The 21,268-nt window shown below is 39.9% G+C and carries 19 protein-coding genes; 4 read left to right on the top strand and 15 right to left on the bottom strand.

Going from position 1 to position 21,268, the window contains the following annotated elements; all coding sequences use genetic code 11:
* Window positions 1-245: 245 nt before the first annotated feature.
* Together ND855_RS03925 and ND855_RS03920 are read left to right on the top strand one after the other, a co-directional pair.
* Window positions 246-1,271 carry an LA_0442/LA_0875 N-terminal domain-containing protein gene (locus tag ND855_RS03925; RefSeq protein WP_265357272.1) on the top strand — a complete coding sequence of 342 codons (1,026 nt, stop codon included), beginning with the start codon at window positions 246-248 and terminating at the stop codon, window positions 1,269-1,271.
* Between the two features lie 10 nt (window positions 1,272-1,281).
* A complete protein-coding gene (locus ND855_RS03920) occupies window positions 1,282-2,991 on the top strand; it encodes a hypothetical protein (RefSeq protein ID WP_265357271.1) in 1,710 nt (569 codons plus the stop codon).
* Window positions 2,992-3,037: 46 nt separating this feature from the next.
* Here ND855_RS03920 and ND855_RS03915 read toward each other — a convergent pair whose 3' ends face one another.
* Window positions 3,038-3,949, bottom strand: a complete 912-nt coding sequence (locus ND855_RS03915) for an alpha/beta hydrolase (protein WP_265357270.1) — start codon at window positions 3,947-3,949, stop codon at window positions 3,038-3,040.
* A gap of 126 nt (window positions 3,950-4,075) precedes the next feature.
* On the opposite strand from ND855_RS03915, the gene ND855_RS03910 reads away from it, so the two are divergent.
* Window positions 4,076-4,693 carry a CsgG/HfaB family protein gene (locus tag ND855_RS03910; protein WP_265357269.1) on the top strand — a complete coding sequence of 206 codons (618 nt, stop codon included), beginning with the start codon at window positions 4,076-4,078 and terminating at the stop codon, window positions 4,691-4,693.
* Between the two features lie 73 nt (window positions 4,694-4,766).
* Window positions 4,767-5,237 (top strand): Dps family protein, encoded by a 471-nt coding sequence (locus ND855_RS03905; RefSeq protein ID WP_265357268.1) that lies wholly within the window; start codon window positions 4,767-4,769, stop codon window positions 5,235-5,237.
* Between the two features lie 5 nt (window positions 5,238-5,242).
* On the opposite strand, the gene ND855_RS03900 is transcribed toward ND855_RS03905, so the two are convergent.
* The 14 genes from ND855_RS03900 to asd form a co-directional block, all read right to left on the bottom strand.
* Entirely contained in the window at window positions 5,243-6,040 is a 798-nt protein-coding gene (locus ND855_RS03900) for an alpha/beta fold hydrolase (RefSeq protein WP_265357267.1), read from the bottom strand.
* Between the two features lie 34 nt (window positions 6,041-6,074).
* Window positions 6,075-7,217: an SH3 domain-containing protein gene (locus ND855_RS03895; RefSeq protein ID WP_265357266.1), complete on the bottom strand. Its 1,143-nt coding sequence runs from the start codon at window positions 7,215-7,217 to the stop codon at window positions 6,075-6,077.
* A 1-nt stretch (window position 7,218) separates the two neighbouring features.
* Window positions 7,219-8,436 (bottom strand): pyridoxal phosphate-dependent aminotransferase, encoded by a 1,218-nt coding sequence (locus ND855_RS03890; RefSeq protein ID WP_265357265.1) that lies wholly within the window; start codon window positions 8,434-8,436, stop codon window positions 7,219-7,221.
* A gap of 8 nt (window positions 8,437-8,444) precedes the next feature.
* Window positions 8,445-10,142, bottom strand: coding sequence for a DNA repair helicase XPB (locus tag ND855_RS03885; protein ID WP_265357264.1), 1,698 nt, complete (start codon window positions 10,140-10,142; stop codon window positions 8,445-8,447).
* A 323-nt stretch (window positions 10,143-10,465) separates the two neighbouring features.
* A complete protein-coding gene (gene dusA, locus ND855_RS03880; RefSeq protein ID WP_265357263.1) occupies window positions 10,466-11,437 on the bottom strand; it encodes a tRNA dihydrouridine(20/20a) synthase DusA in 972 nt (323 codons plus the stop codon).
* A gap of 10 nt (window positions 11,438-11,447) precedes the next feature.
* On the bottom strand, window positions 11,448-13,562 hold the full coding sequence (locus ND855_RS03875) for a flagellar biosynthesis protein FlhA (RefSeq protein WP_265357262.1): 2,115 nt from the start codon (window positions 13,560-13,562) through the stop codon (window positions 11,448-11,450).
* A gap of 4 nt (window positions 13,563-13,566) precedes the next feature.
* A complete protein-coding gene (locus ND855_RS03870; RefSeq protein WP_407658698.1) occupies window positions 13,567-14,838 on the bottom strand; it encodes an EscU/YscU/HrcU family type III secretion system export apparatus switch protein in 1,272 nt (423 codons plus the stop codon).
* Window positions 14,835-15,617, bottom strand: a complete 783-nt coding sequence (fliR, locus tag ND855_RS03865; protein WP_108959292.1) for a flagellar biosynthetic protein FliR — start codon at window positions 15,615-15,617, stop codon at window positions 14,835-14,837. Before fliR ends, ND855_RS03870 begins: the two co-directional genes overlap by 4 nt.
* Before the next feature lies 1 nt (window position 15,618).
* A complete protein-coding gene (fliQ, locus tag ND855_RS03860) occupies window positions 15,619-15,882 on the bottom strand; it encodes a flagellar biosynthesis protein FliQ (RefSeq protein ID WP_012389491.1) in 264 nt (87 codons plus the stop codon).
* On the bottom strand, window positions 15,879-16,688 hold the full coding sequence (gene fliP / locus ND855_RS03855) for a flagellar type III secretion system pore protein FliP (RefSeq protein ID WP_265357261.1): 810 nt from the start codon (window positions 16,686-16,688) through the stop codon (window positions 15,879-15,881). Before fliP ends, fliQ begins: the two co-directional genes overlap by 4 nt.
* Window positions 16,685-17,470 carry a FliO/MopB family protein gene (locus ND855_RS03850; RefSeq protein WP_322113557.1) on the bottom strand — a complete coding sequence of 262 codons (786 nt, stop codon included), beginning with the start codon at window positions 17,468-17,470 and terminating at the stop codon, window positions 16,685-16,687. Before ND855_RS03850 ends, fliP begins: the two co-directional genes overlap by 4 nt.
* Window positions 17,471-17,511: 41 nt before the next feature.
* Window positions 17,512-18,582 carry a flagellar motor switch protein FliN gene (gene fliN, locus ND855_RS03845; RefSeq protein WP_100726960.1) on the bottom strand — a complete coding sequence of 357 codons (1,071 nt, stop codon included), beginning with the start codon at window positions 18,580-18,582 and terminating at the stop codon, window positions 17,512-17,514.
* 96 nt (window positions 18,583-18,678) lie between these two features.
* Window positions 18,679-18,999, bottom strand: a complete 321-nt coding sequence (locus ND855_RS03840; RefSeq protein ID WP_265357259.1) for a DUF971 domain-containing protein — start codon at window positions 18,997-18,999, stop codon at window positions 18,679-18,681.
* A gap of 1 nt (window position 19,000) precedes the next feature.
* On the bottom strand, window positions 19,001-21,247 hold the full coding sequence (asd, locus tag ND855_RS03835) for an archaetidylserine decarboxylase (protein WP_265357258.1): 2,247 nt from the start codon (window positions 21,245-21,247) through the stop codon (window positions 19,001-19,003).
* Window positions 21,248-21,268 lie beyond the last annotated feature (21 nt).

Raw genomic sequence — 21,268 nt, 5'->3', positions numbered from 1 at the left:
GGATTCGTCTAGATGGATTTGCTGTTATGTGGTAAATGGAGCGTATTGGGTGGCGGGTGGATTACCCCACCCAGTTCGATACGGGCGGGGATCTATACCTTCCTACTCGCGTTTCCCTATCTTCAAAAATCCTAATATTCAATTTACCACCAATACCCATATAACAGACTCCCATAACCCCAAAATACACTTGCAATTTATTGACAAAGAAGCAAGATACTAGAATTCTCTAAAGATTCCACTCAATGAAAACGTCACTATTTATCCTCATCCTAACTTTCTCATTTCCAGTTTTTGCCATTAACACAGTGATTTTAAAAAATGGTAAGACTATCAAAGGGAAGGTAACTGATCAAAATGAAAGAGGGCTCACTATCCAAACAAGTGATGGGATCCAAACCCTTACAAAATTCCAAATCTTAAAAGTTGTTTATAAAGATGTTAGTGAACAAGAAGCAGAAAAAATTCGTATCGCTGAAGAAAAAAAATTACGCGATAAGGAAGAGAAAGAAAAGGCAAAATTAGAAAAGGAAAAACAAATTGCCGAAGAAAAGGAACGCAAACGTTTAGAAGAGGAAGATAAACTCGCAGAAAAACAACGGCAAGATGAATTAGCAAAACAAGAATCGTTGGCAGAAAAAGAAGCAAAAGCAGAGGCGGAATGGTTGGCAAATCGTCAACTAGGTCCCTCTCCAGCTGCAACACAATGTGGAGGTCGTTTGGCAATGATTTGGAGATCTGCGGTATTACCAGGATGGGGACAATACTGCGGGGGACACACTGCATCAGCAGGTACATTCGGAATCCTATTTTTTGGATCCCTTCTTTATAGTTTGGGTCCCCTACGCACCGAAGAAAAAAATGCAAAATCACATTACGATACAATGGTATTGTTAAACCAAATAGGAGGACCTGGGACTAGACTTACTGCACAAAACATTAGTTTGCCGAGTGAATTCCTAGCAGGTTATATCGAAACCTCCATTACAGATGATCTAATTATAAAAAGCAAAAACAATGCAAAAGAAGCAAACACAAAGTATCTAGCTGGGCTTGGGACGGCAAGCATCATCTACATCACAAATATCATACATGCCTACATGATCGGAAGAGATACATACCCAGATAGACCCGTTGTCCAATCTGGAGGAAAACAATTCAAAGAGGGATTGGATTTTGAATCGAGTTGGGACAAACCTCAAGGTGTAAATGCATATCGCCCTCAATTCAATTCGATTTATGCAGAAGTTCGGTATTCAGTCTTATTTTAAGGAAATGTTTATGAAGCGAATCATCTTAACAGTTTTGATCTCATTTTTATTTTTCCAATGTAAAATCTTTAAACCATCTAGTTTGGATCCTTCAGAAGACATTGGCTCTTTGCAAGCTTTACTAAGATTACTAGCTTTAGCAGATGCTTTTAACACTCAAAGCCAATCTGTACTTTTCATGAAGTTTACTGACTCCAATGGAACTCCCTATGCAAATGGAGTCATCGAATACTTTGTCTTTAACGAAGCAGATGAAAATGGTGTGGCAACATCTCCTTATGGCGAATCAGGGAATGTTCAAACTTATACAGCAACACTTGATACATCAGGTAGAGCGTTTTTGTTTTTTAGTGAAAGAGGAATTGCAAATATCTCTTTAAAAAATGTAAGTAATACCTTTATTGGGACTGCTTCCTTTCGGATTTACAATGGTATCACCAAACAATTATTTTCCATTTATAAACAGACAGGTAATGCACAGTACATACTGGAAGATTTGGCAAATTATAGAAATAGATTCGCAACAAGTAATACATTTACTTCTCTTGGTTCTGCCAATGGAAGGCAGTTCATTTATCTAGAAGTACAATCAAACTTTAATGGTGCCAATAATTTTACAACGACTGGTTACATTGCTTCCAGTGCAGATGGTGAATATTATGACCAAATCACAAAAATTGACGGAGTCAGTTTGGGAAGGAACACTACCACCGAGACTGTATTAAAAGTCTCTCTTCCCATGTTCAATGGATCTGAGTATGTTTTTTTCCTCTCAGAAGAAACAAGAAGTTATCCAGGTTTATCATTTTCGAGTAATAAAAATCTTTACGTGAAATTCTCTGCTTTCCTTCCTCCATCATCCGTAAAAGTGGTTGAGAAAACTTTGCCGAACCTCCATCGATTTTTTGAGAGTGTTGATAATGCTTGGTATTACCCGGCTCTTGCCTTAGGGAGTGGTAAGTATTTGGGAACCCCTTTGTTATCTGGAGTCCCAAATCCTCTGATCATTCAACTGGATTCTGATACAACTCCTGATTTAGTGGGTGATTTTAGTTGTTCGGTCGCAACTCCTGATGTTTCCTTAGTTGCGTACCAACTCATTTCTCATTTGGGTGTGAATTATTTACAGTGCCCAACTTCTTTCGGGAGTACGTTTCTATCTAAAAGTATCAAAATTCCAGATCTTACCACAAACCAAGTTACCTTTGATGCAGTCTCACCTACTACTTTTGACTCACCCGTTTTCCCTGTCCAAGACCAATTGGTAGCAGTTTTATTTTCTTCACCAAATTATTTTGGTACAACCTTTCCAAAAGGTTCCTATGCAAATGCAAGTCCAACCATTCCAAAAAATGGTACACAGATTACTGGTTTTACTTCGAGTATAGGTGGTGGTTCTTCACGATTAAGAACTGTCAAAAGTTCTAATTCCAACCATTATTTTTTACTTTCGAATGCAGCAAATTTTGCTTCTCCTACAATCGAAATCTATCGTAGTAGCGACAACTTAACTAGCGTTACTCAAATTCCATCACTCCCAAGTTCATATAGTACGGGTATTACAAATCCAGAACAACTCCAATCTGCCAATGGGAAACTCAATTATAGTTTTGCTATATCCGCAGGGATTGGTATCGGTTCCTTGCCAGTTTACCTCAACTACTCCACTCGTGATGATGGCACATGGGAGAGTTTACCAAAACTGATCAAAATAAAATAAGAGCTACAATTGAGAAGATAGTTATCCGTTCGATACTATCAGAAACTTATTTTACAAACTTAATGTCCTTTAAAAAACCAAGAAGGATCAACTCATATTCAGGAGAAATGGTTTGGTTTTGGTTCATTAAAACATTTTGAGTCGAATAAGGTGCTAATTTTTTAGTTGTCGTTTTTAAGTTGGAAGCGACGAGTTCTGCATCCTCTTTTTGTGTTTGATCTCCATCATTGGGAAACAAAATCAAAACTGGTTTGGTAATTAATTTTGCTGCATTCAATGGTGAAACCTCATTGACTAATAAATCACCTCTAATTTCCGCGATCGATAAACTGAGTGGAGTGAAAAATCGAACCAATCTAGAATAAATACTTTCATAACGATGTTCTACAAAAGACCTCATGTCTTTGTAGGGAGTATCTGCGATCACAAATCCATATTCGTATTGTCCATCTGCAAATTGTAGCGCTGTTGAAGCTCCTAAATCGATACCAAAAATACCAATCCGATCTTCTGGGGTATTGTCTATCTCTGAAAAATATTCAACCGCCCTCTCTAAATCCATTTTTTCATGGTAACCATATGTTGAATACGTACCGTCACTTTCCGCATGAGCCCTGGCATCATACAAAAACAAACTACAACCTCGTTTCCAAAATGGAGTCGCATACGGTAACATTTGGATTTTAGAATTGGTAAATCCATGCAAAAGAATGACCCCACAATTTTGTTTTTTGGGATTTTTGAAATACCAACCTCTTAAACGCAAAACACCATTTTGAAAACGAATTGTTTCTGGCGTCGGTAATGCAAATTCAGAAAAGGCGATTTGTTTTCTCAATTTTTCATCGTCAAATTCCATCGAAACGGAAGGTGTTAAAATTTGTTCGGAAAGAAAACAAGAAGCAACTAGCAGAAAGAAGGCGAGAATGAGTATAATCCAACTGAGATTTTTTTTCATGGACAAGTGTCTAGTAGGAAGTTCTAGGAACATAGCCAAGTGGGAAGCGAATTTTTCAAAATCTTCCAATTTACACCGAAAAAGAATTGCTCTCTTAACAACTTTACCTTCATCTTTAGGAAATCTATGAAACAATATTTAGCGTTTTTCTCCCTACTACTTTCGGTATCGTTAACCAATTGTCGGACAATGGATGCAGCGATCCAATACCCTGAATCAGGAAAATCCAATCTAGGAATCACAAAAGTTGCGGTTCTCATTTTTGATATAGAAGAGGCAAAATGGGGTGACGAATTCACAGATGCGGTTTCTTTACAAATCGCAAAATCGCTTCCCTTCAAAGTTATAGAACGTGAACAACTTTCAAAAGTTGTAAATGAGCAAAGTTTTTCCAAAACAGGAATCATAGATACGCAAACAGCCGTTAGAATTGGAAAAGTTCTAGGTGTGGATGCCCTGGTTTTTGGCAGAGGTTCTGCGCTAAAAAAATTCGATGATAAAGGGAAACTTATCCCAAATTTAGTCGATACAGTTTCCTTAAAAATCGTTCATATAGAATCGGGACAAGTGATTGTCAATGCACGGAAAAAACCAGGTGCCGATTGGACCATGGCACGACTTTTACAATATACTCTAGGACTTGGACTGATTTGGAGTCGTGAGGATATTTTAGTTGCAACAAGCCAATATGATTTTGTCGCAGAAAGTTTAGTCGATCGAATTGTAAGTGAATTAAATAAATAAAATTATCGACTGATCCGATTGGACCAATTGGATTCAATCGAGTCTAACGCTATAGAACAATGAGGAACCTAAAATGAAAATTAATATTGGAATTCCAGAAGAGGAAAGAAGTGCGATTTCCGAATCTTTAAAAAAACTGTTAGCTGATACATACACTCTCTACCAAAAAACACATAGTTACCATTGGAATGTTACAGGGCCGATGTTCCAAACACTACACCTTCTTTTTATGACTCAATACACAGAACTCTGGAATGCAATTGATCCAATTGCAGAACGAATCCGCTCTCTCGGGTATTATGCACCAATGGGTGGATGGGAATTTGCAAAGTATTCTAGTATTTCAGAAGACAAAGAAGTTCCAAAAGCAAAAGATATGATCAAAAATTTAGTGGAAGGGAACGAAGCCGTGATTCGCACAGCACGTGCAGCTTATGCTCCAGCAGAAAAAGGAAATGACCAAGCAACCTTGGATCTATTAACACAAAGACTCGACATTCACGAAAAAACAGCATGGATGTTACGTTCGTTACTCGAAGAATAAGGAAGTTAACCAAACTCGTTTTGTAACCAATTTCCAAGTTCTTCCAAAAATACTTTCTGGTGGGTAAAATGGATATAATGCCCACCACCTTCAATTTTTACTTTTACATTATTTTGAAAAAACTGATCCATAATCAAAAGGTCAGATTCTTTAATGTATTCGGAATTCCCACCTAACAAAAACAATGTCCTAGTTTGAGAAATTTTATCAAATGAAAATACATCATCAAAAACTCTTCTAGCGTGATTGATTCCCTCTACATTCAATTTCCAATGATAAGAACCATCTTCTTTTCGTTCCAAACTCATTTGCAAAAATTGGCGTATAAATGTATCCTTTACGTACTTCGCCATTTCCGTATCAATTTCCGTACGTGAGCTAAATCCACTGAGAGGGAAAGCCATCGACTTTATCTCATTGTCATACGCAAATGGATATGACCTTGGTGCAATGTCTTGGATGATCAGTCGGCTGAGTAGTCCTGGATGCATCAAATCAAAATACATCGCCACGAGACCTCCCATCGAATGACCGAGTAAAATCGGATTTTGGATCTTTAAATCATGTAGGAATGTTTCCAAATCATCCGCCATGAGAGGTATGGAATGTTCGTCACTGTGAGGAGAATCACCATGATTCCTTTGGTCAACTGCATAAACTTGACCGAACTCGGATAAAAATCTGGCAACAGTCACCCAGTTTTTTGACGAACCAAATAACCCATGTAAGATGACTATTTCACCGATCGACTTTTGATTCGGATTGGGATTTTGAAATGGATAAACTTTGTAATTTAATTTCACAAAACTTTCCTTTTGACTGAAACTTAAGTTAAGATTAACGAAAACATTCTTTTTTTAGAATCTGTAAATGAGGTAGGATTTGTTTTTTTTCTCGAGGACCAATTTCCGATGCATAACGGAACATTTGGTTGATCTCTGATTTGATTCCTTCTCCCACTGGAGAAAAACATGGAATCGAATCTGGATCTTTTGTCATGGAACTTAAGGATTTTACAATATCCCTTGTATAAAGGTTTACATAATTTCCAGTTGGGAACAAATACAAATATCGCAATTTCCCTTTCCTTAACTCTTCCAATCGACAACGTAAATCTACCCCACATTCAATCACAGGAATACTTTCTGTTGCCAAGTAACCTGCGTAATCCGAATGTTTTGTTTTTGGATAAGATTCGAGTAATTTCCAAAAGTAATTGGAATCTACGTAATATTTTCCAGAGGAATAATCATATAATAATTTTGTTTGGTGGCGTTTTAAAAACTCAAGAGTTTCGGGATCATTGTCAGGTTTGATTCCCTTTTCATTCATCAGGTCCACTGTTTTTTTTAAGAAAAAACCAGCCTTTGCTCTCAGGAAAATAAACTCATCTCCTGTAAATTTACCCGAAGAAGAGATTGAAAATATGGTATCTGTGATTTCTTCTTTTGCCAAAAAATCCACTTGTTTCGATAGTATCAATTTTTCAGCTTCAAATAACAATGTAGAAAGGTATTGTTTTGGCGGAACTGAGCGTACAACAGAACGTTTGATAAATCCGGAAAGTCCATCTTGGAGTTTCACTGGAATCCAATCTTCTTTGGGGCTTTCCAGTGAATTTTGATCATAGGTAACAGGTTCACCAAACTTTAGTTTACGTAAAACATCACTCTTTTGGTCAGCAAAAAGATGTAAGTTGAGACCAATCACAGGGATCACAATTTCGGAATGGATGTCCCTCTTAAAAAGTTCGGATGGTTTAGTATGTTTTGGTTTTTCTTGGAGGGTAGGTGCCGGGAAAATTGGATTGATACCAAACAGTACAACTAACAAAACCAAGCTGATCTTTTTTAGAATTCCAACTGGATAACAAAATCCAAAATCTTGTAATTTGTTTCCAAAATACAATAATCGAAATCGATCTGTAATAAATCCGATTGTCCCTTTACAAAATAGTTTCAGTAAAGGGACAGACTTCATCTTATTTTTGTAAATCCTCTACCATTTGTTTGATGCGAGCCACACCTTTTTCAATGTCTTTATCACCTAACGCATAAGACAATCGAATGGCTTTGTCATCTCCAAATGCAATCCCAGGCACTGCTGCCACATTGTATTTATCGAGAAGCACATCACAAAAAAGTTTTGAATACGAAGATTCTTTTTTTTCAGCCAAGAGTCGTTTGAATCCAGGCATTTCATACACACCTGTGATATAAGGGAATGCATAAAATGCACCTTCAGGCACACGGCATTCCACACCAGGGATCTCTCGTAAAAGTCCCACGATGAGTTTACGACGTTTGTCAAAAGCCTTTAGCATTTCCGCTACAGGTGTTTGGTCTCCTGTGAGGGCTGCTTCCGCAGCTGCTTGTGAAATGGAAGAAGCATTGCTTGTGGATTGGCCTTGCATGGTATCCATGTTTTTCACAATTTCCGCATTGCCTGCCCCGTAACCAATCCTCCAACCCGTCATCGAGTAAGCTTTGGAGACACCATTGATGACAAAGGTTTTTTCCTTCATCTTGTCGGAGATCATCGCAGGGTTTACAAATTCCAATCCATCATAAATGATTTTTTCATAGATATCATCGGAAACAGTCAGGATGTCTTTAGGTTCCAAAACTTTCACGAGTGCTTCGACATCCGAACGAGTGTAAGCTGCTCCCGTTGGATTGGATGGGGAATTAAAGATAAAAACTTTTGTTTTGGATGTGATTGCTTTTTCCAATTGGTCAGCTGTGATTTTAAATCCACTGGAAATATCCGTTGGTACAATCACAGGAGTTCCTTCTGCCAAACGTACGATATCCGCATAACTCACCCAATACGGTGCAGGGATAATCACTTCATCCCCAGGATTGAGAGTTGCCATAAAAAAATTATAGAGAACTTGTTTTCCACCCGTTCCTACAATGATTTGATTTTTTTCGTACTTTAATCCGTTTTCAGTTTCAAACTTCTTTATAATGGCATCTTTCAGAGAAACAGTTCCACTCACGGGAGTGTATTTTGTTTTCCCTTGGTCCATTGCTTTTTTAGCAGCTTCTTTGATATGAGTTGGTGTATCAAAATCAGGTTCCCCTGCTCCGAATCCAACCACATCAAGTCCACTCGCTTTCAATTGATTGGCTTTAGCCGTGATTGCGAGAGTGGGAGAAGGTTCTACGACATCGAGTCGTTTTGCTACAAGTTTCATTTTGTCCTCTATTTCGTGAGTGATTCTTCTGGAACTGTTTCTTTGAACTGGTCCAAAGTATAAATTTCGTATTCATACCCTTGTTCGGTGAGGAAGAGTTGTCTGTTTTGACCAAACCTTTCTTCGTTGGTATCACGCGAAATCAGTGAGTAAAAAATTGCTGTGTTATCTTGTGATTTCGGACGAAGGATACGCCCTAATCGCTGTGCTTCTTCCTGTCTTGATCCAAACGTACCCGATACCTGAATGGCAATATTTGCATCTGGTAAGTCGATGGAAAAGTTTGCTACCTTTGATACCACAAGTTGTTTGATTTGACCAGTACGGAACGCTTGGTAAAGCTCTTGTCTTTCAGGAAGAGGAGTTTTTCCCGTAATCAAAGGGATTTTGAAGGTTTGGGAAATTTCTTCTAACTGATTGATGTACTGTCCAATCACCAAAATGTTGTTAGTGGAATGTTTCTTTAAAATATAACTAATCGCACGAAGTTTTTCTGGATTTTCTGATGCTAATCGGAACTTCTCACGGTCATCCGCAACAGAGTATTTCATACGAAGGTCATCTTCCATGGGAACACGGATTTCCACACAATTGGCTTCCGCAATCCAAGACTTCGCTTCGAGTTCCTTCCAAGGTACATCGTATTTTTTAGGTCCAATGAGTGAAAACACATCTTCTTCCAGTCCATCTTCACGAACAAGAGTCGCTGTTAAACCTAACCTACGTTTGGCTTGGAGTTCCGATGTCATACGGAAAACAGGAGCTGGTAATAAATGCACCTCATCATACACAATGAGCCCCCAGTTGTTGGCACTGAAGATATGAAAGTGGGTGAAGTCCCCTCCTTTTTTCTTTCTGTGAGTGAGGATGTTATACGTAGCGATGGTTATCGGCTTGATTTCCTTTAATTCGCCAGAATACTCCCCAATGTCTGATTCAGGGATATCGGTTTTGTCTAAAATTTCATTTCGCCACTGGCGAATGGACAAAGTGTTAGTTACAAGGATGAGAGTTTCCGCTCCCACAATTTGCATCACTCCCATTCCCACGATGGTTTTACCCGCACCACAAGGAAGTACCACAACACCAGATCCACCTTCATTACGCCCACCTGCATGGAAGGCTTCCACAGATGCTCTTTGGTAGTCTCGCATTCCAAACTTAATCCCACCTTTTGTCGTAGGACGTAAGTTAAACGGGTATTTATTTCCCTCATCATAACCAGCAAGGTCTTCTACCGGGAAACCAATTTTGATTAACGCTTGTTTGATGTGACCACGGTATTCTTTTTTGATTCGAATTTTATCACCTTCCATTCCATCCACGAAGGGTTGAACGGCACGGTTATTCGCAATCTCAGTGATAAAACCTTTTTCATTGGAGATGATGTACAACTCGCCCGACTCTTCTTTGACAAGTTTCACTTTTCCATAACGAGAGATTTGTTCTCTCACTTCGTTCATCACGTTTTTGGGAACAGAATAACGAGCAAATTTAGTAAGGCCTTCAATGATTTCATCAGCTGTCATTTTGATAGAAGCAGCATTCCACAATGAAAGTGGAGAAATGCGGTATGTATGCATGTATTCCGGGCTTTTTTCGAGCTCGGCAAACTTGGCAATGAGGTCCCGACAGGCTTCAAATTCTGGGTTATCCACCTCTAGAAGCATTGTTTTGTCACTTTGTACGGTGAGTGGCTTGGTCATGGTATTCCCTCTCAATTTAACCAGGCTGGGGAGAGAAACCGCCCTGTCAACTCATTTGATTTTAAGAGATTTTGGATGCATTTTCTTGCCATTTTTAGGGCAAAACCAAAAAGAACGAACAAAAACAAAGCAACCCTCGTCTAAGCTATGTTAAGCTATATTAGAAAAATCGATTGCATTTTCTGATTAGGTTTTGGCGTTCCCACTCAATCTTAAAATGACAATGGATTGGAACAAGGGTCAGGCTCCTTCGGGGTTCGCATTCGCTCCCGTCATTTCTTTTCACCTAACGGCGAACAGAAATGACCAAGCCCTGCGGATCCTTAACGCGTAAGATAAGACTCTAAAATGGACTCAGTGGCCGTATCCAAATGCATACGATCTGTTAGATACTTTCGAAATTCCCTAGCCCCTCTTTCCCCGTGGTACAATCCTAAGATATGCCGAAGTACATGATGGACTTTACCGCCATTTTCACGAACAGATCGTACATAAGGAATCATGGATTCTAAAACAGATTCTCTTGTTTGGAGTTTTTCTTTTGATCCAAAATACAAAGAATCTACTTCGGCAAATAAAAATGGATGATCATATGCCGCACGCCCAATCATCACACCATCTACTTTCGTTAGGTGTTTTGTTATTTCGTCATGGGTTTTGATGCCCCCATTGATGGTAATGGGCAAACCGGGAAATTCTTGTTTTAGTCGGTATACATCATCGTAACGTAGCGGTGGAACCGTCCGGTTTTCCTTTGGAGAAAGTCCCTCAAGGATAGCAATCCTTGCGTGTACGATACAATGGTCCACACCCGCTTCATTGATTTTCGAAACAAAATGGTATAAATCTTCATAGGATTCTTTCCCATTCACACCAATTCGATGTTTGACGGTTACAGGGATATTTACCTTCGCCTTACAAGCGGATACCATCTCTGCGACAAGGTCCGGTTCCTTCATGAGGCATGCCCCAAAACTTCCACTTTGTACTCTGTCTGATGGGCAACCTACATTCAAATTGATTTCATCATACCCATAATCTTCCCCAATTTTTGCACATTCAGCAAGTGCGACCGGTGAATCTCCACCTAACTGTAAGGCTATGGGATGTTCTTCTTTTGAAAAATCCAAATACCGATGATTGTCTTTTCCTCGGAGAATGGCACCTGTTGTCACCATCTCCGTATAGAGTAACGCATGTTTGGAGATAAGCCGCATAAAAAAGCGGAAATGTCTGTCAGTCCAGTCCATCATCGGGGCAACAGAAATGCGGTACGATGGAACTGAACTTGGCAAAAAGATTCTCCTATGCTTCTTGTGGGTGTTCCTCTCTAGATGGAAGGCTTAGAACCGAAGCAATCTCTGTCGGAACCCCTCTATGGATTTCTTCAGAAGCAATTACAGCAAAGTTCCTTGGGGGTAGTTCCTTTGTCAAAAAGAATGCAAAGGCTTGTCGTAAGTACCTAGAAACAACAAAGATGAGAAATCGATTTTCATCCAATGCCTTTTGTAATTCATTGTAAACCGATTCTAATATCCTCACTCGAATATCATGAGGAAGGATGATGAGTTTACTACCATCGGTTTCATCGAGTGTGATACTTTTGTTCATACGATCAATGATCCTTGGATCAATGGTCACCACATGTAACTTCCCATCTGGAGAAAGGAAATCATTGATGATTTGGCGTGAGAGAGCTTGCCTTACATGTTCTGCCAAATCAAACGGGTTGTTTGTACGAGGGAGGTGGTTGGCAATCGCATCCATAATTTTAGGAAGGTTCTTAATGGACAATCCTTCTGCCAAAAGATTCTGTAAAGTTTGTTGGATGATCCCAAGTCTTCCTTGTTTGTCATAATCCAATTCACCCACAAGTGTAGGATGGGTTTGGCGCAAATGTTCGAGAAGTGCTTTCACTTCTTCTCTTCCCAGAAGTTGAGATGCATAATTGGAAATCAGTTCTTTTAAGTGAGTAATGATCACAGTGGAAGGATCAACAACCGAGTATCCTTTGTTTTCGACTTCAATTTTATCATTTGGATCAATCCAAGTGGCTTTTAAACCAAACGCAGGTTCTGTGAAAGGTTCACCAACAATGGGTTCCAAATTGCGAGATGTATTATTCATCGCCATAAGCCTATCTGCTTTTACAGCGGCTTGTCCAACCACTACACCATTGATGCGAATGCTATAATTATCATGAGGGATCTCTAAATTATCAATGATCCGGATTGCAGGGATCACAAGTCCAAAATCAATGGCAAATTTTTTACGAGTATTGGCAATTTGTTCAAGCAAATGACCACCAGAAGATGCGTCCACTAACGGAAGTAAATCGCGTCCAAGTTCCACCTGTATGGCTTCGACAGAAATTTCTTTGATGTAATTTTCTGGTTTTTTCTCTTGGACTTTTTCTTGCGAAACCGTTTCGATTTTTTTGATTTCTTCTTTCGCCACTTGTTCGATCGAATACCCTAAGTATCCAATGGCTCCAGACAAAAAGAGAAGTGAGAAAAAAGGAAGCCCAGGGATGAGACTTGCCATCCCAAGTGCACCTGCAACTACATATAAAGTTTTGGCATTCCCAAAAAGTTGGTCTTTGATCTCTACGGTTAGTTTTTTTTCGGAACTAGATCTTGTGACAATGATACCAGTTGCGGTTGTGGAAAGTAGACCTGGAATCTGGGAAACAAGTCCATCTCCTATTGTAAACTTCCCATAAGTTTCAATCGATGCGAGAAAGGATTCCCCACGAATTGTAGATCCAATGAGAATCCCACCTATCAGGTTGATGGCGGTAATGATTAACCCCGCTCTCACATCCCCTTGTACGAACTTGGATGCTCCATCCATGGCCCCATAAAAGTCCACTTCGCGTTGGACTTTTTTTCGTTTTACCTTTGCTTCCGCTTCCGTGATAGCACCACTGTTGAGTTCCATATCAATGGACATTTGTTTTTGTGGTAATCCATCGAGTGTAAACCTCGCTGCCACTTCCGAGATCCGAGTCGCACCTTTCGTGATAACTAACACCTGTACAATGGTAAGGATGATAAAGATAATTAGACCTACTACATACTTTCCTAGACCTGATTCTCCACCTACCACAAAGGTTCCAAATGCTTCGATCACACTCGAATTCATAGCAGGCCCTTTGGAAAGGATCTGTCTAGTTGTCGAAACGTTGAGTGCTAAACGAAAGAGAGTAGTGATAAGCAGTAAACTTGGAAAAATCGAAAACTCACTCGGTTCGGTTACCGATAAAGCTGTCATGAGAATGAGGAGCCCAAGCCCTATACTCACAACAATCAGGATATCCAAAACAAATCCTGGGAGTGGGACAATTAACATCCCAAGGATCATCAAGGTCCCCACACCTAACACAACATCGGACTGTTTTAAAATATCTCTAAAGTTCATATGGTTATGCCATTCCTACTTTTTTTTTGAACTTCTCAAGAGTGATGAGGATTTGCACCACTGCCTGGAAGAATTCTTGTGGGATTTCTTCCCCCACTTCAACTTGTGCATACAAAAGACGTGCTTGTTTCGGACTTTCAACGATGGGCACATCATTTTCGCGTGCAATCCTTCGTATTTCCAATGCTAGGCGGTTTTCACCTTTTGCGATCACACGGGGTGCAGAATCTCTGCCCATTTCATAAGATAACGCGACTGAATAATGAGTTGGGTTTGTAATCACCACATCAGCTTTTGGAACTTCTCGCAACATATTCCCTTGCATCATATCGCGCGCGAGTTGCATCCTGCGGTTTTTCATCACAGGGTCCCCGGAATCTTCTTTCATCTCTCGTTTGGCTTCCGAAGGAGTTTGTTTTAAGGATTCTTCAAACTCTGATTTTTGAAAAAAGAAATCGGCAACGGCAATCCCAAGTAATAAAAGACCAACCGCCATCATAATCTTAAAACCAGAGTAAGTAACTAGTGAGATGGCTTGCATCATCCCCATATTCCCAGTGAGTAAAACCTTTAGAAAATCTCCAGAAATCAGGATATAACTAACCACACCAATTAACACAACTTTTGCGAGCGACTTTACTAAATTAAATAATGTTTGGCGATTCGGCAAAACTCGTTTAAAATTGGGAGATATACGATCAAACCGAAAGGATAAGGCTCTTGGTGAAAACATAAATCCCACTTGCACCACATTTCCCACGATCGCAAACACGAGAGTGATCGCAAGGACTGGCCATAGTAGGTTAAAAAAATCTTTGGAAACTCCCGACAGAATCACTCGAAATTCTTCTGCCCCAAAACGTTCATGGTGCATTCCCATCGGTAAGTATTTTTTAATGAAGATTGCTGTGTTTTTAATGAAGGTATCACCAAGCAAATAAAGGACCCCAGTCCCACCTAACAAAACCAAGGTGGAGGCTACTTCATTGGATTTGGGAACATTCCCTTTTTCCTTTTCTTCTCGCCTTCTTCTCTCACTTGGAGGTTCTGTCCTTCCTTCATCCGCTGCAGCAAACAATTGCAGTTGGATTTCATAAGGACCAGTGACAAAGGTTAAACTTGGAATACTTACAGGTGCCAGTTGGTCATCTTGAGATACAAAACTAAACAGTATTTCTTGCAATCGATCCCAAATAGAAGAAAACATTCTTTGGAAAGAATGCCAAATGGAACGAATCGTAGAGAGATGATTCCAAATACCAAAATTCGGTTTCATAAACTTGGCCACTCTCGAACGAGTAAACTCGCTTTGTCCATAGAGATTTGGATCCCTTGCACCATTTGTGTTGCGATAAACGTAAGAGTTGCAATGAGAGTCAGTGTTCCTATAAACACTTTTAAGGGAAACGACATGGACATCACATTCATTTGTTGTGCTGCCTTTCCCATCAGTCCTTCTGCAAGAGAGACCAAAAAAAGTATGCCCATAACAGGAAGTGCAATCTTAAACGATACGACAAACATAGCACCGATTGCATCTTCTACCAAACGATACAATCCACTATTCACTTTTCCAGTGAAAGAGATGATCCGAATTTTTTCAAAAGAATAGGCAAGGGTTTCAATAAGGAAACGATGAGCTCCTATCACAAGGAATAAGGCAGTCGCCATTAAGTTTTTCATCGTTCCAATGGCAGGCAGTGAGTTTTGTGTTACAGGATCGAGGATTTCTGTATAACCAAATCCAATTTGGTTATTAAAAAATTCACCCGCCATCTGAAAGGCACTAAACACGAGTGAGACGAGAAACCCAATAAAGACACCGATGAGCATCTCCGAAATGATCATAATCCCAAAGTTCACCATATGTCCTGGCACAGGTGGCATATAGTTTGCCACAACAGGGTATATGATCAGTGAGACCATAAAGGAAAAAATCATTCGAAGAGAGAAGTTAATCGATTCTGATGAAAAAAATGGAGCTACAAGAAAAAGCCCAAGTAGTCGAACTAAGACAAAAAGAAAAGATTGAAAGTGTAAAATGAATGCTTCCATATCATATCTTTTCGATCATAAAAAAGATTTCCCTTGTATAGTCCGTCATCACACGTACCATCCAGGCCGAAAAAAAGACAATCACAGCAAAAATCGAAACAAGTTTTGGTACAAAAGCAATCGTAGGTTCTTGGATGGAAGTAGTTGTTTGTAAAATCCCAACAATGAGTCCCACCACAAGAGCTGTGATGAGGATAGGACTTGAAATTTTCAAAGTCACAATAAAAGCTTCCCGCATCATGTTGACTACATCTACTTCTGTCATTTATAACTCCTTACGAGTTCTAGTACGAGTAAGTTCCATCCATCAATTAAGATAAAAAGAATGAGTTTTAAAGGTAGGGAAATCATGACAGGAGGTAACATCATAAAACCCATAGCAAGTAGTGCCGAAGCCACAATGAGATCGATGACGATAAATGGGATGAAGATATAAATCCCAATGATAAATGCTTTTTTGATTTCACTCAGCATAAACGCTGGAACGAGCACATAAGATGGTACATCTTCAAAGGATTTCACATTTTGTACTTTGCCGATTTTTAAAAATAGAGCTACATCTTTGGTTCCATCTTTTCCGAGTTGCCTGATCATAAATTGTCGTAAGTGTTTCATGGACCCTTCCATAAATGCTGACTGATCAATTTTTCCGTTTAAGTAAGGTTGCAGTGCTTCCTCATTCACCTTCCCAATGGTAGGCGCCATGATAAAAAATGTAACAAACAAGGCAAGACCCATCATCACCTGGTTAGGTGGAAGGTTTTGCAAAGAGAGTGCCCTCCTCACAAAATCAAAAACAATCACAACTTTTGTAAACGAGGTCACACTCATCACAATCGCTGGTGCAAGAGAAAGGATTGTAACAAGAAACAGAATCATCAGCGACAAACTGGTTTCTTTTGGTCCCCTCGCCTCATTTACGTTAAATGATAAATTCGGAATCGGAATCCTTGATCCTTTGTCTTGGGCAAAAAGTCCCGCAAACCCACTCGCAGAAATCAGAAACAAAATACTAATGAGAAAAATAATGGATTTATGTCTCTTTAAGAAGGAAAAAAAACGAAGTTTCATGCCTCTCCTCCCTCCAAAAGTTTACGGTGTTTGCGAAGGCGTTCCAAACCTTCTTTTGCCTTTCGTTGGATTTCGGCTGCACCATCCATTTCCAAACCTTCCATTTGGTTTGGATTGATTCGGATTTTCCTTTGTGCTTTGGATTGCAAACTTTCAAGCACTGTTTCCAAAAAGTTGGGAACATAAGGATCCGCTTCTTCTTTCATTTTTTGGATTTGGTTTTTTTCCTCCGGTGCTGTGACTTCTGTGAGTAAACTCACTGATCCATCAGCAACACCTAACACGAGAGTACGGCCACCTACTTCGATGATTTGCACTGATTGAGTTGCAGACAAAGGCAAACTTGAAAGTACTTTCATAAACCCTTTCACAGGGTATTTTGCCGATTTGGATTTTTGCATTTGCAAAACCAAATAATAACCAGCACCGACTAGGATCGCGAGTACAAATAAAATCTTAACTAAAATCCAAGTAGCGGAAGGGGAATCATCTTGGTTTTCATTATAACGTTCTTGGATTAAATTGGGTTCTTCTTGTTTATTCCCTTCTGGCGACTGATTTGTGTTTGTCGAAGGACTGAATCCATTCCCTTGTTTCCCGTTGGATTGGTTGTTAGAGTCTAAATTAGAACCTGAATTTCCATTCGAACTTCCCTCAGAGGCATTCGGTTTGGTTTTGGATTCACCTAGTTCTTGGCGTAAAATTTGATCGAGTTCTTTGGTTTCTGTAGTTTGGGAAAATAATGGAAAAAAAGAAAAAAGTAAGAGTATAGAAAAGTACATAACTTTCCCACTTCGTTTTTTCTTTTTCCTTTCTATTTGGATCATTTTTCGCCTTTGAGTCTGTCGGTAGGACTAACGATATCTGTAACACGAACACCAAAGTTTTCGTCAATCACCACAACCTCACCTTTGGCGATGAGTTTGCCGTTCACAAGTAAATCCACAGGCTCACCAGCTAACTTATCTAGTTCGATGATGGAACCTTCCCCTAATCCCAAAATGTCTTTGATGTACATTTTGGTTCTACCGAGTTCCACGGTAAGAGCCATTTGTACATCCATGAGAAGGTTGAGATTGGTTTGTCCTGGTCCACCACCTGCGGTAGCAAGAGAAGGGAAATTCACACCCTTAATGCCAACTGAACTCTGTCCACCACCCATTCCCATGTTTGGTTGCATATTGACATTCATGCCACCAGACTGTTGTTGTTGTTTTTGGCCACCACCCTTTTGGATATCAAGGATGGAGTTTGCCATAGATAATGCAATGACATAGTATACTTTAAAAGAACCAACACCATCGATGTTTAAACTAAGTGAAGTTTTCACCAAACTACTGTCATCTGGAAGTTGTAAATCACGCCCCGAATTTACTAATGAAATCTCAGGTGGACTACCAGACATGGTTCCGCCAAGTTTCATCCCAATTTGAGCTGTAACAGTACCAAGGATCGGAGCAAGTGAGTCTTTTAGTGTTTGGAGTTGTGCGTTATCAAGTTGACCAGGAGGAGCCATTCCTCCCATCATCACACCTGCAATTTTGGCGGCATTTTCTTGAGCCATGACAAGACAAACTCGCCCCGCCAAACTACCGCTAATTGTAGAATATAAACTTACCGACTTAGAGCCCAACTCTTTTTGGATGTCAGCAGAGGAGCTCGATTCGGTGGCAGGGTTCATAAAACGAGTGTTTTTTGCCAAGATCGTGCCAAGTGTGTTCCCCGCCACCTGGAATGCAGAGCCGATCACATCAGAAATAATGTCGCGGTCAATAGGAGATAGGTTGTCCGATGACGAACTGGATGCGCCACTTAAGGAAGAGAGGTCGAATGTATCATCCGCACCTTGTAGTAATGCGTCTATCTCGTCTTGTGAGAGTGAACCTTCACCCATGCCCTTTTATCTCCGGAAAAACTTAGGATAATGAGACATAATATGAATGTTTTTGTCACTCAGTTTTTTTCCGAATTGACAAAAAGTAACCAAACCTCAGTCAAAGGCGCCGGAATTTCCCTCAGCGTAGGCCCGTAAATGGTCATAAGAATAAATTCCCGTATTGTGGTAGTCACTCCAGACAATGGAAATCGCATACCTACCCACTTTGGTCCAGGAGATGAGTTTGATCGAGTCTATGTGACCAGTTGCTTGTCCCACTTTCCCACCATGACCTCCCCTACATGTCGCACAGGGACATTTTTTACGAAGGTCTAACAGCGAGTATTTGCTTCCATGACCGTCTTTCCAATCGATATACAGGTAGTCATCGTCGAAAGAAATTTCTTTTGGGAAGGTAGCAAGTTGTGAATTCATCTTAGAATTTGACCGGCAGACTTGTTTTTTTGGATTTAAAATGCCCAACCGTGGTTCCGTATTGGATTTTATCTCCGAGTTGGATGTTTGTCAAATCAATCGTATCGTTTTCGAACACCAAGATCACGGTGGAACCCATTTCAAAACGACCCATCTCAGATCCTTTCTCAATCATGATCGAAACGTCTTTGTAGTGGTGTTCTTTGGCAAAACGGATCCAATTGTTGGTTACAATTTTATTGTCGTAAGTCACACGGATTTTACCCACATTGGATGCCCCTACTTTGATCACGGCAATTTTCCCATATTCAGTTTGTAAGAAGGTGATTAACCTTTCATTTTTCGGGAAAAGGCCGCGGATATTGAGAACAGCGAGGTCGTTTACTGGGAATAACTTTCCAGGTTCATAATAGTATCCTAAAATTTGCCCCGCAAATGGGCTGTGGATCCTATGGTAATCTTGTGGGGAAAGATAAAAGGTGATGTATTTACCGTTCGTAAAATGTGGGTAAAACTTTTCAGAACCTAACAATTCTTTTACGGAATAATCAATTCCTTTTGCTTGGATGATGGTGGACTGGTTGATATTTCCGAAACTTGTGATTTTAGAATCTGTTGGGGAAACAACAGCATTCGAGGCAGAGTCGATGATACGGGCTTCGGCACGAAGGGCACGAGTGAAAAACTGATTGAGAGAAGCATATTCTTTGATCTCAAGTTCCGCTTCACTTAAATTGATCTTATAGGCTTTTGCAAATGCCTTTAGGATCGGGATCATCATAAATCTAGGCAGTTTGAGAGTTGAAAAATACCCAAAAATTTTGGAGATCAAGTTTTTAGGAAGTAAGGTTAAAAAGAGTAAATAAATATCTTTGAAAATTTCATACCTTGCTCCTGATTCGGAGAGGTATTTTTTGAGTTCTAAGTTAGCAGATTTACCAAGTAACATGAGAGACACTAGCAGTGGAACACTTGTGATGACAGCCGCCACATACCCCCAATGCATCACAAAGGATAAAACATCTACTCCAAACTTTACATATAAATAAGCAAAACCAAGTGTTGACCCAATAAATAACATTCTAAAAAAGTTAGCAAATTTCTCACCAAACACATAGAAGGCGTTCTGTTCACCACTGTAAAACCAACCAGCCAAACTCAAAATCCCAAAACACAAAAAGGATACTACAAACAAGATAGCGGGAAGAGAATCCTTTTGTTCCAGAATTCGACCAGGGAACATTAAAATTGTTTCGAGGTTTACTGCCCCATAAGAGTACAAAACATACCCAACCATGGTCGCCATAATAAAACCTTCGAAGAAGGATGCGAGCATACTCACTAATCCTTGTTTTGCGGCATAGTCAGTTCGAACTACTCCAGCAATCCCAGATGACTTTCCAACAGCAGTTTCTGTTGATAAAAAGAAAGTGCTTAATGAAACAGAAAGAGCCCTTAATACGCCAAATGCTCCTCCACCTTGTAAGGCTTTAATTGAAAATGCTTCTTTGGTAACATCTGACAAAAACCCGATAAAGGAAATCATCCCATTGGAAAAGAGGGAAATGTAGCCAAATAAAAATAACAAAATTCCAATTGGTGCAAGGACACTTGCTGCTTTCCCAACTCGCCTAACACCACCAATTACTATGAATAATAAAATGACAGAAAGAGAAATGGGACCAGACAATCCTGATAAACTAAGGCCTTCTTTTGTTAAGTAAGTGAGTCCAACAAAAGGAAATATTCCCCCAAACACCAATACTGTCACAAGACTTGCCAAGGAAAAGGCAACCGCGAGCCACTTCGCACGAAGGGCTTTTTCGATGAAGTACATGGGTCCAGACAGATAACGGCCACTCGGAAGTTGGTTTCGAAATTTAACTGCCAAGGTGGACGAAACAAAACGTATAGGCATCACAAAAAGGCTCATGACCCAAATCCAAAAAAGAACACCAATCCCGCCGTAAGCGATGGCAAGAGCAGTTCCAATGACAGAACCTGCAAGTAATGAGGAACCTATCCCGGCAAAAAAAGCTTGGGAATGAACAAGTTGCCCTTTGGACCCTTTAAAATCCATGTTTCCCGTTAGAATTTTGAGGGATAAAAAGAGGAATCGGATCTGAGGGAATCCCAATCGAATGCTTAAGTAAACTGATGCGATGAGGATGAGGTAAAAATATGGGCTTAGGATGTCTGATCCTAAAATGAGATTAAACTTAGATCCGTTTTGAAAGAGTGTTTCCATATAGGTTCTTCCTCACGAAAT

The organism is Leptospira paudalimensis (assembly GCF_026151345.1).
In the GTDB taxonomy this organism is placed as follows: domain Bacteria; phylum Spirochaetota; class Leptospiria; order Leptospirales; family Leptospiraceae; genus Leptospira_A; species Leptospira_A paudalimensis.
The sequence above is the reverse complement of the archived record's forward strand: the minus strand, read 5'-3'. Positions and strand labels throughout refer to the sequence as shown.

Bases quoted from the DNA above. Each gene is read 5' to 3' on its own strand.
- ND855_RS03925 (WP_265357272.1), top strand. From the start codon at position 246: ATGAAAACGTCACTATTTATCCTCATCCTAACTTTCTCATTTCCAGTT.
- ND855_RS03920 (WP_265357271.1), top strand. From the start codon at position 1,282: ATGAAGCGAATCATCTTAACAGTTTTGATCTCATTTTTATTTTTCCAA.
- ND855_RS03915 (WP_265357270.1), bottom strand. From the start codon at position 3,949: ATGAAAAAAAATCTCAGTTGGATTATACTCATTCTCGCCTTCTTTCTG.
- ND855_RS03910 (WP_265357269.1), top strand. From the start codon at position 4,076: ATGAAACAATATTTAGCGTTTTTCTCCCTACTACTTTCGGTATCGTTA.
- ND855_RS03905 (WP_265357268.1), top strand. From the start codon at position 4,767: ATGAAAATTAATATTGGAATTCCAGAAGAGGAAAGAAGTGCGATTTCC.
- ND855_RS03895 (WP_265357266.1), bottom strand. From the start codon at position 7,217: ATGAAGTCTGTCCCTTTACTGAAACTATTTTGTAAAGGGACAATCGGA.
- ND855_RS03890 (WP_265357265.1), bottom strand. From the start codon at position 8,436: ATGAAACTTGTAGCAAAACGACTCGATGTCGTAGAACCTTCTCCCACT.
- ND855_RS03885 (WP_265357264.1), bottom strand. From the start codon at position 10,142: ATGACCAAGCCACTCACCGTACAAAGTGACAAAACAATGCTTCTAGAG.
- ND855_RS03875 (WP_265357262.1), bottom strand. From the start codon at position 13,562: ATGAACTTTAGAGATATTTTAAAACAGTCCGATGTTGTGTTAGGTGTG.
- ND855_RS03870 (WP_407658698.1), bottom strand. From the start codon at position 14,838: ATGAAACCGAATTTTGGTATTTGGAATCATCTCTCTACGATTCGTTCC.
- fliR (WP_108959292.1), bottom strand. From the start codon at position 15,617: ATGGAAGCATTCATTTTACACTTTCAATCTTTTCTTTTTGTCTTAGTT.
- fliQ (WP_012389491.1), bottom strand. From the start codon at position 15,882: ATGACAGAAGTAGATGTAGTCAACATGATGCGGGAAGCTTTTATTGTG.
- fliP (WP_265357261.1), bottom strand. From the start codon at position 16,688: ATGAAACTTCGTTTTTTTTCCTTCTTAAAGAGACATAAATCCATTATT.
- ND855_RS03850 (WP_322113557.1), bottom strand. From the start codon at position 17,470: ATGTACTTTTCTATACTCTTACTTTTTTCTTTTTTTCCATTATTTTCC.
- fliN (WP_100726960.1), bottom strand. From the start codon at position 18,582: ATGGGTGAAGGTTCACTCTCACAAGACGAGATAGACGCATTACTACAA.
- ND855_RS03840 (WP_265357259.1), bottom strand. From the start codon at position 18,999: ATGAATTCACAACTTGCTACCTTCCCAAAAGAAATTTCTTTCGACGAT.
- asd (WP_265357258.1), bottom strand. From the start codon at position 21,247: ATGGAAACACTCTTTCAAAACGGATCTAAGTTTAATCTCATTTTAGGA.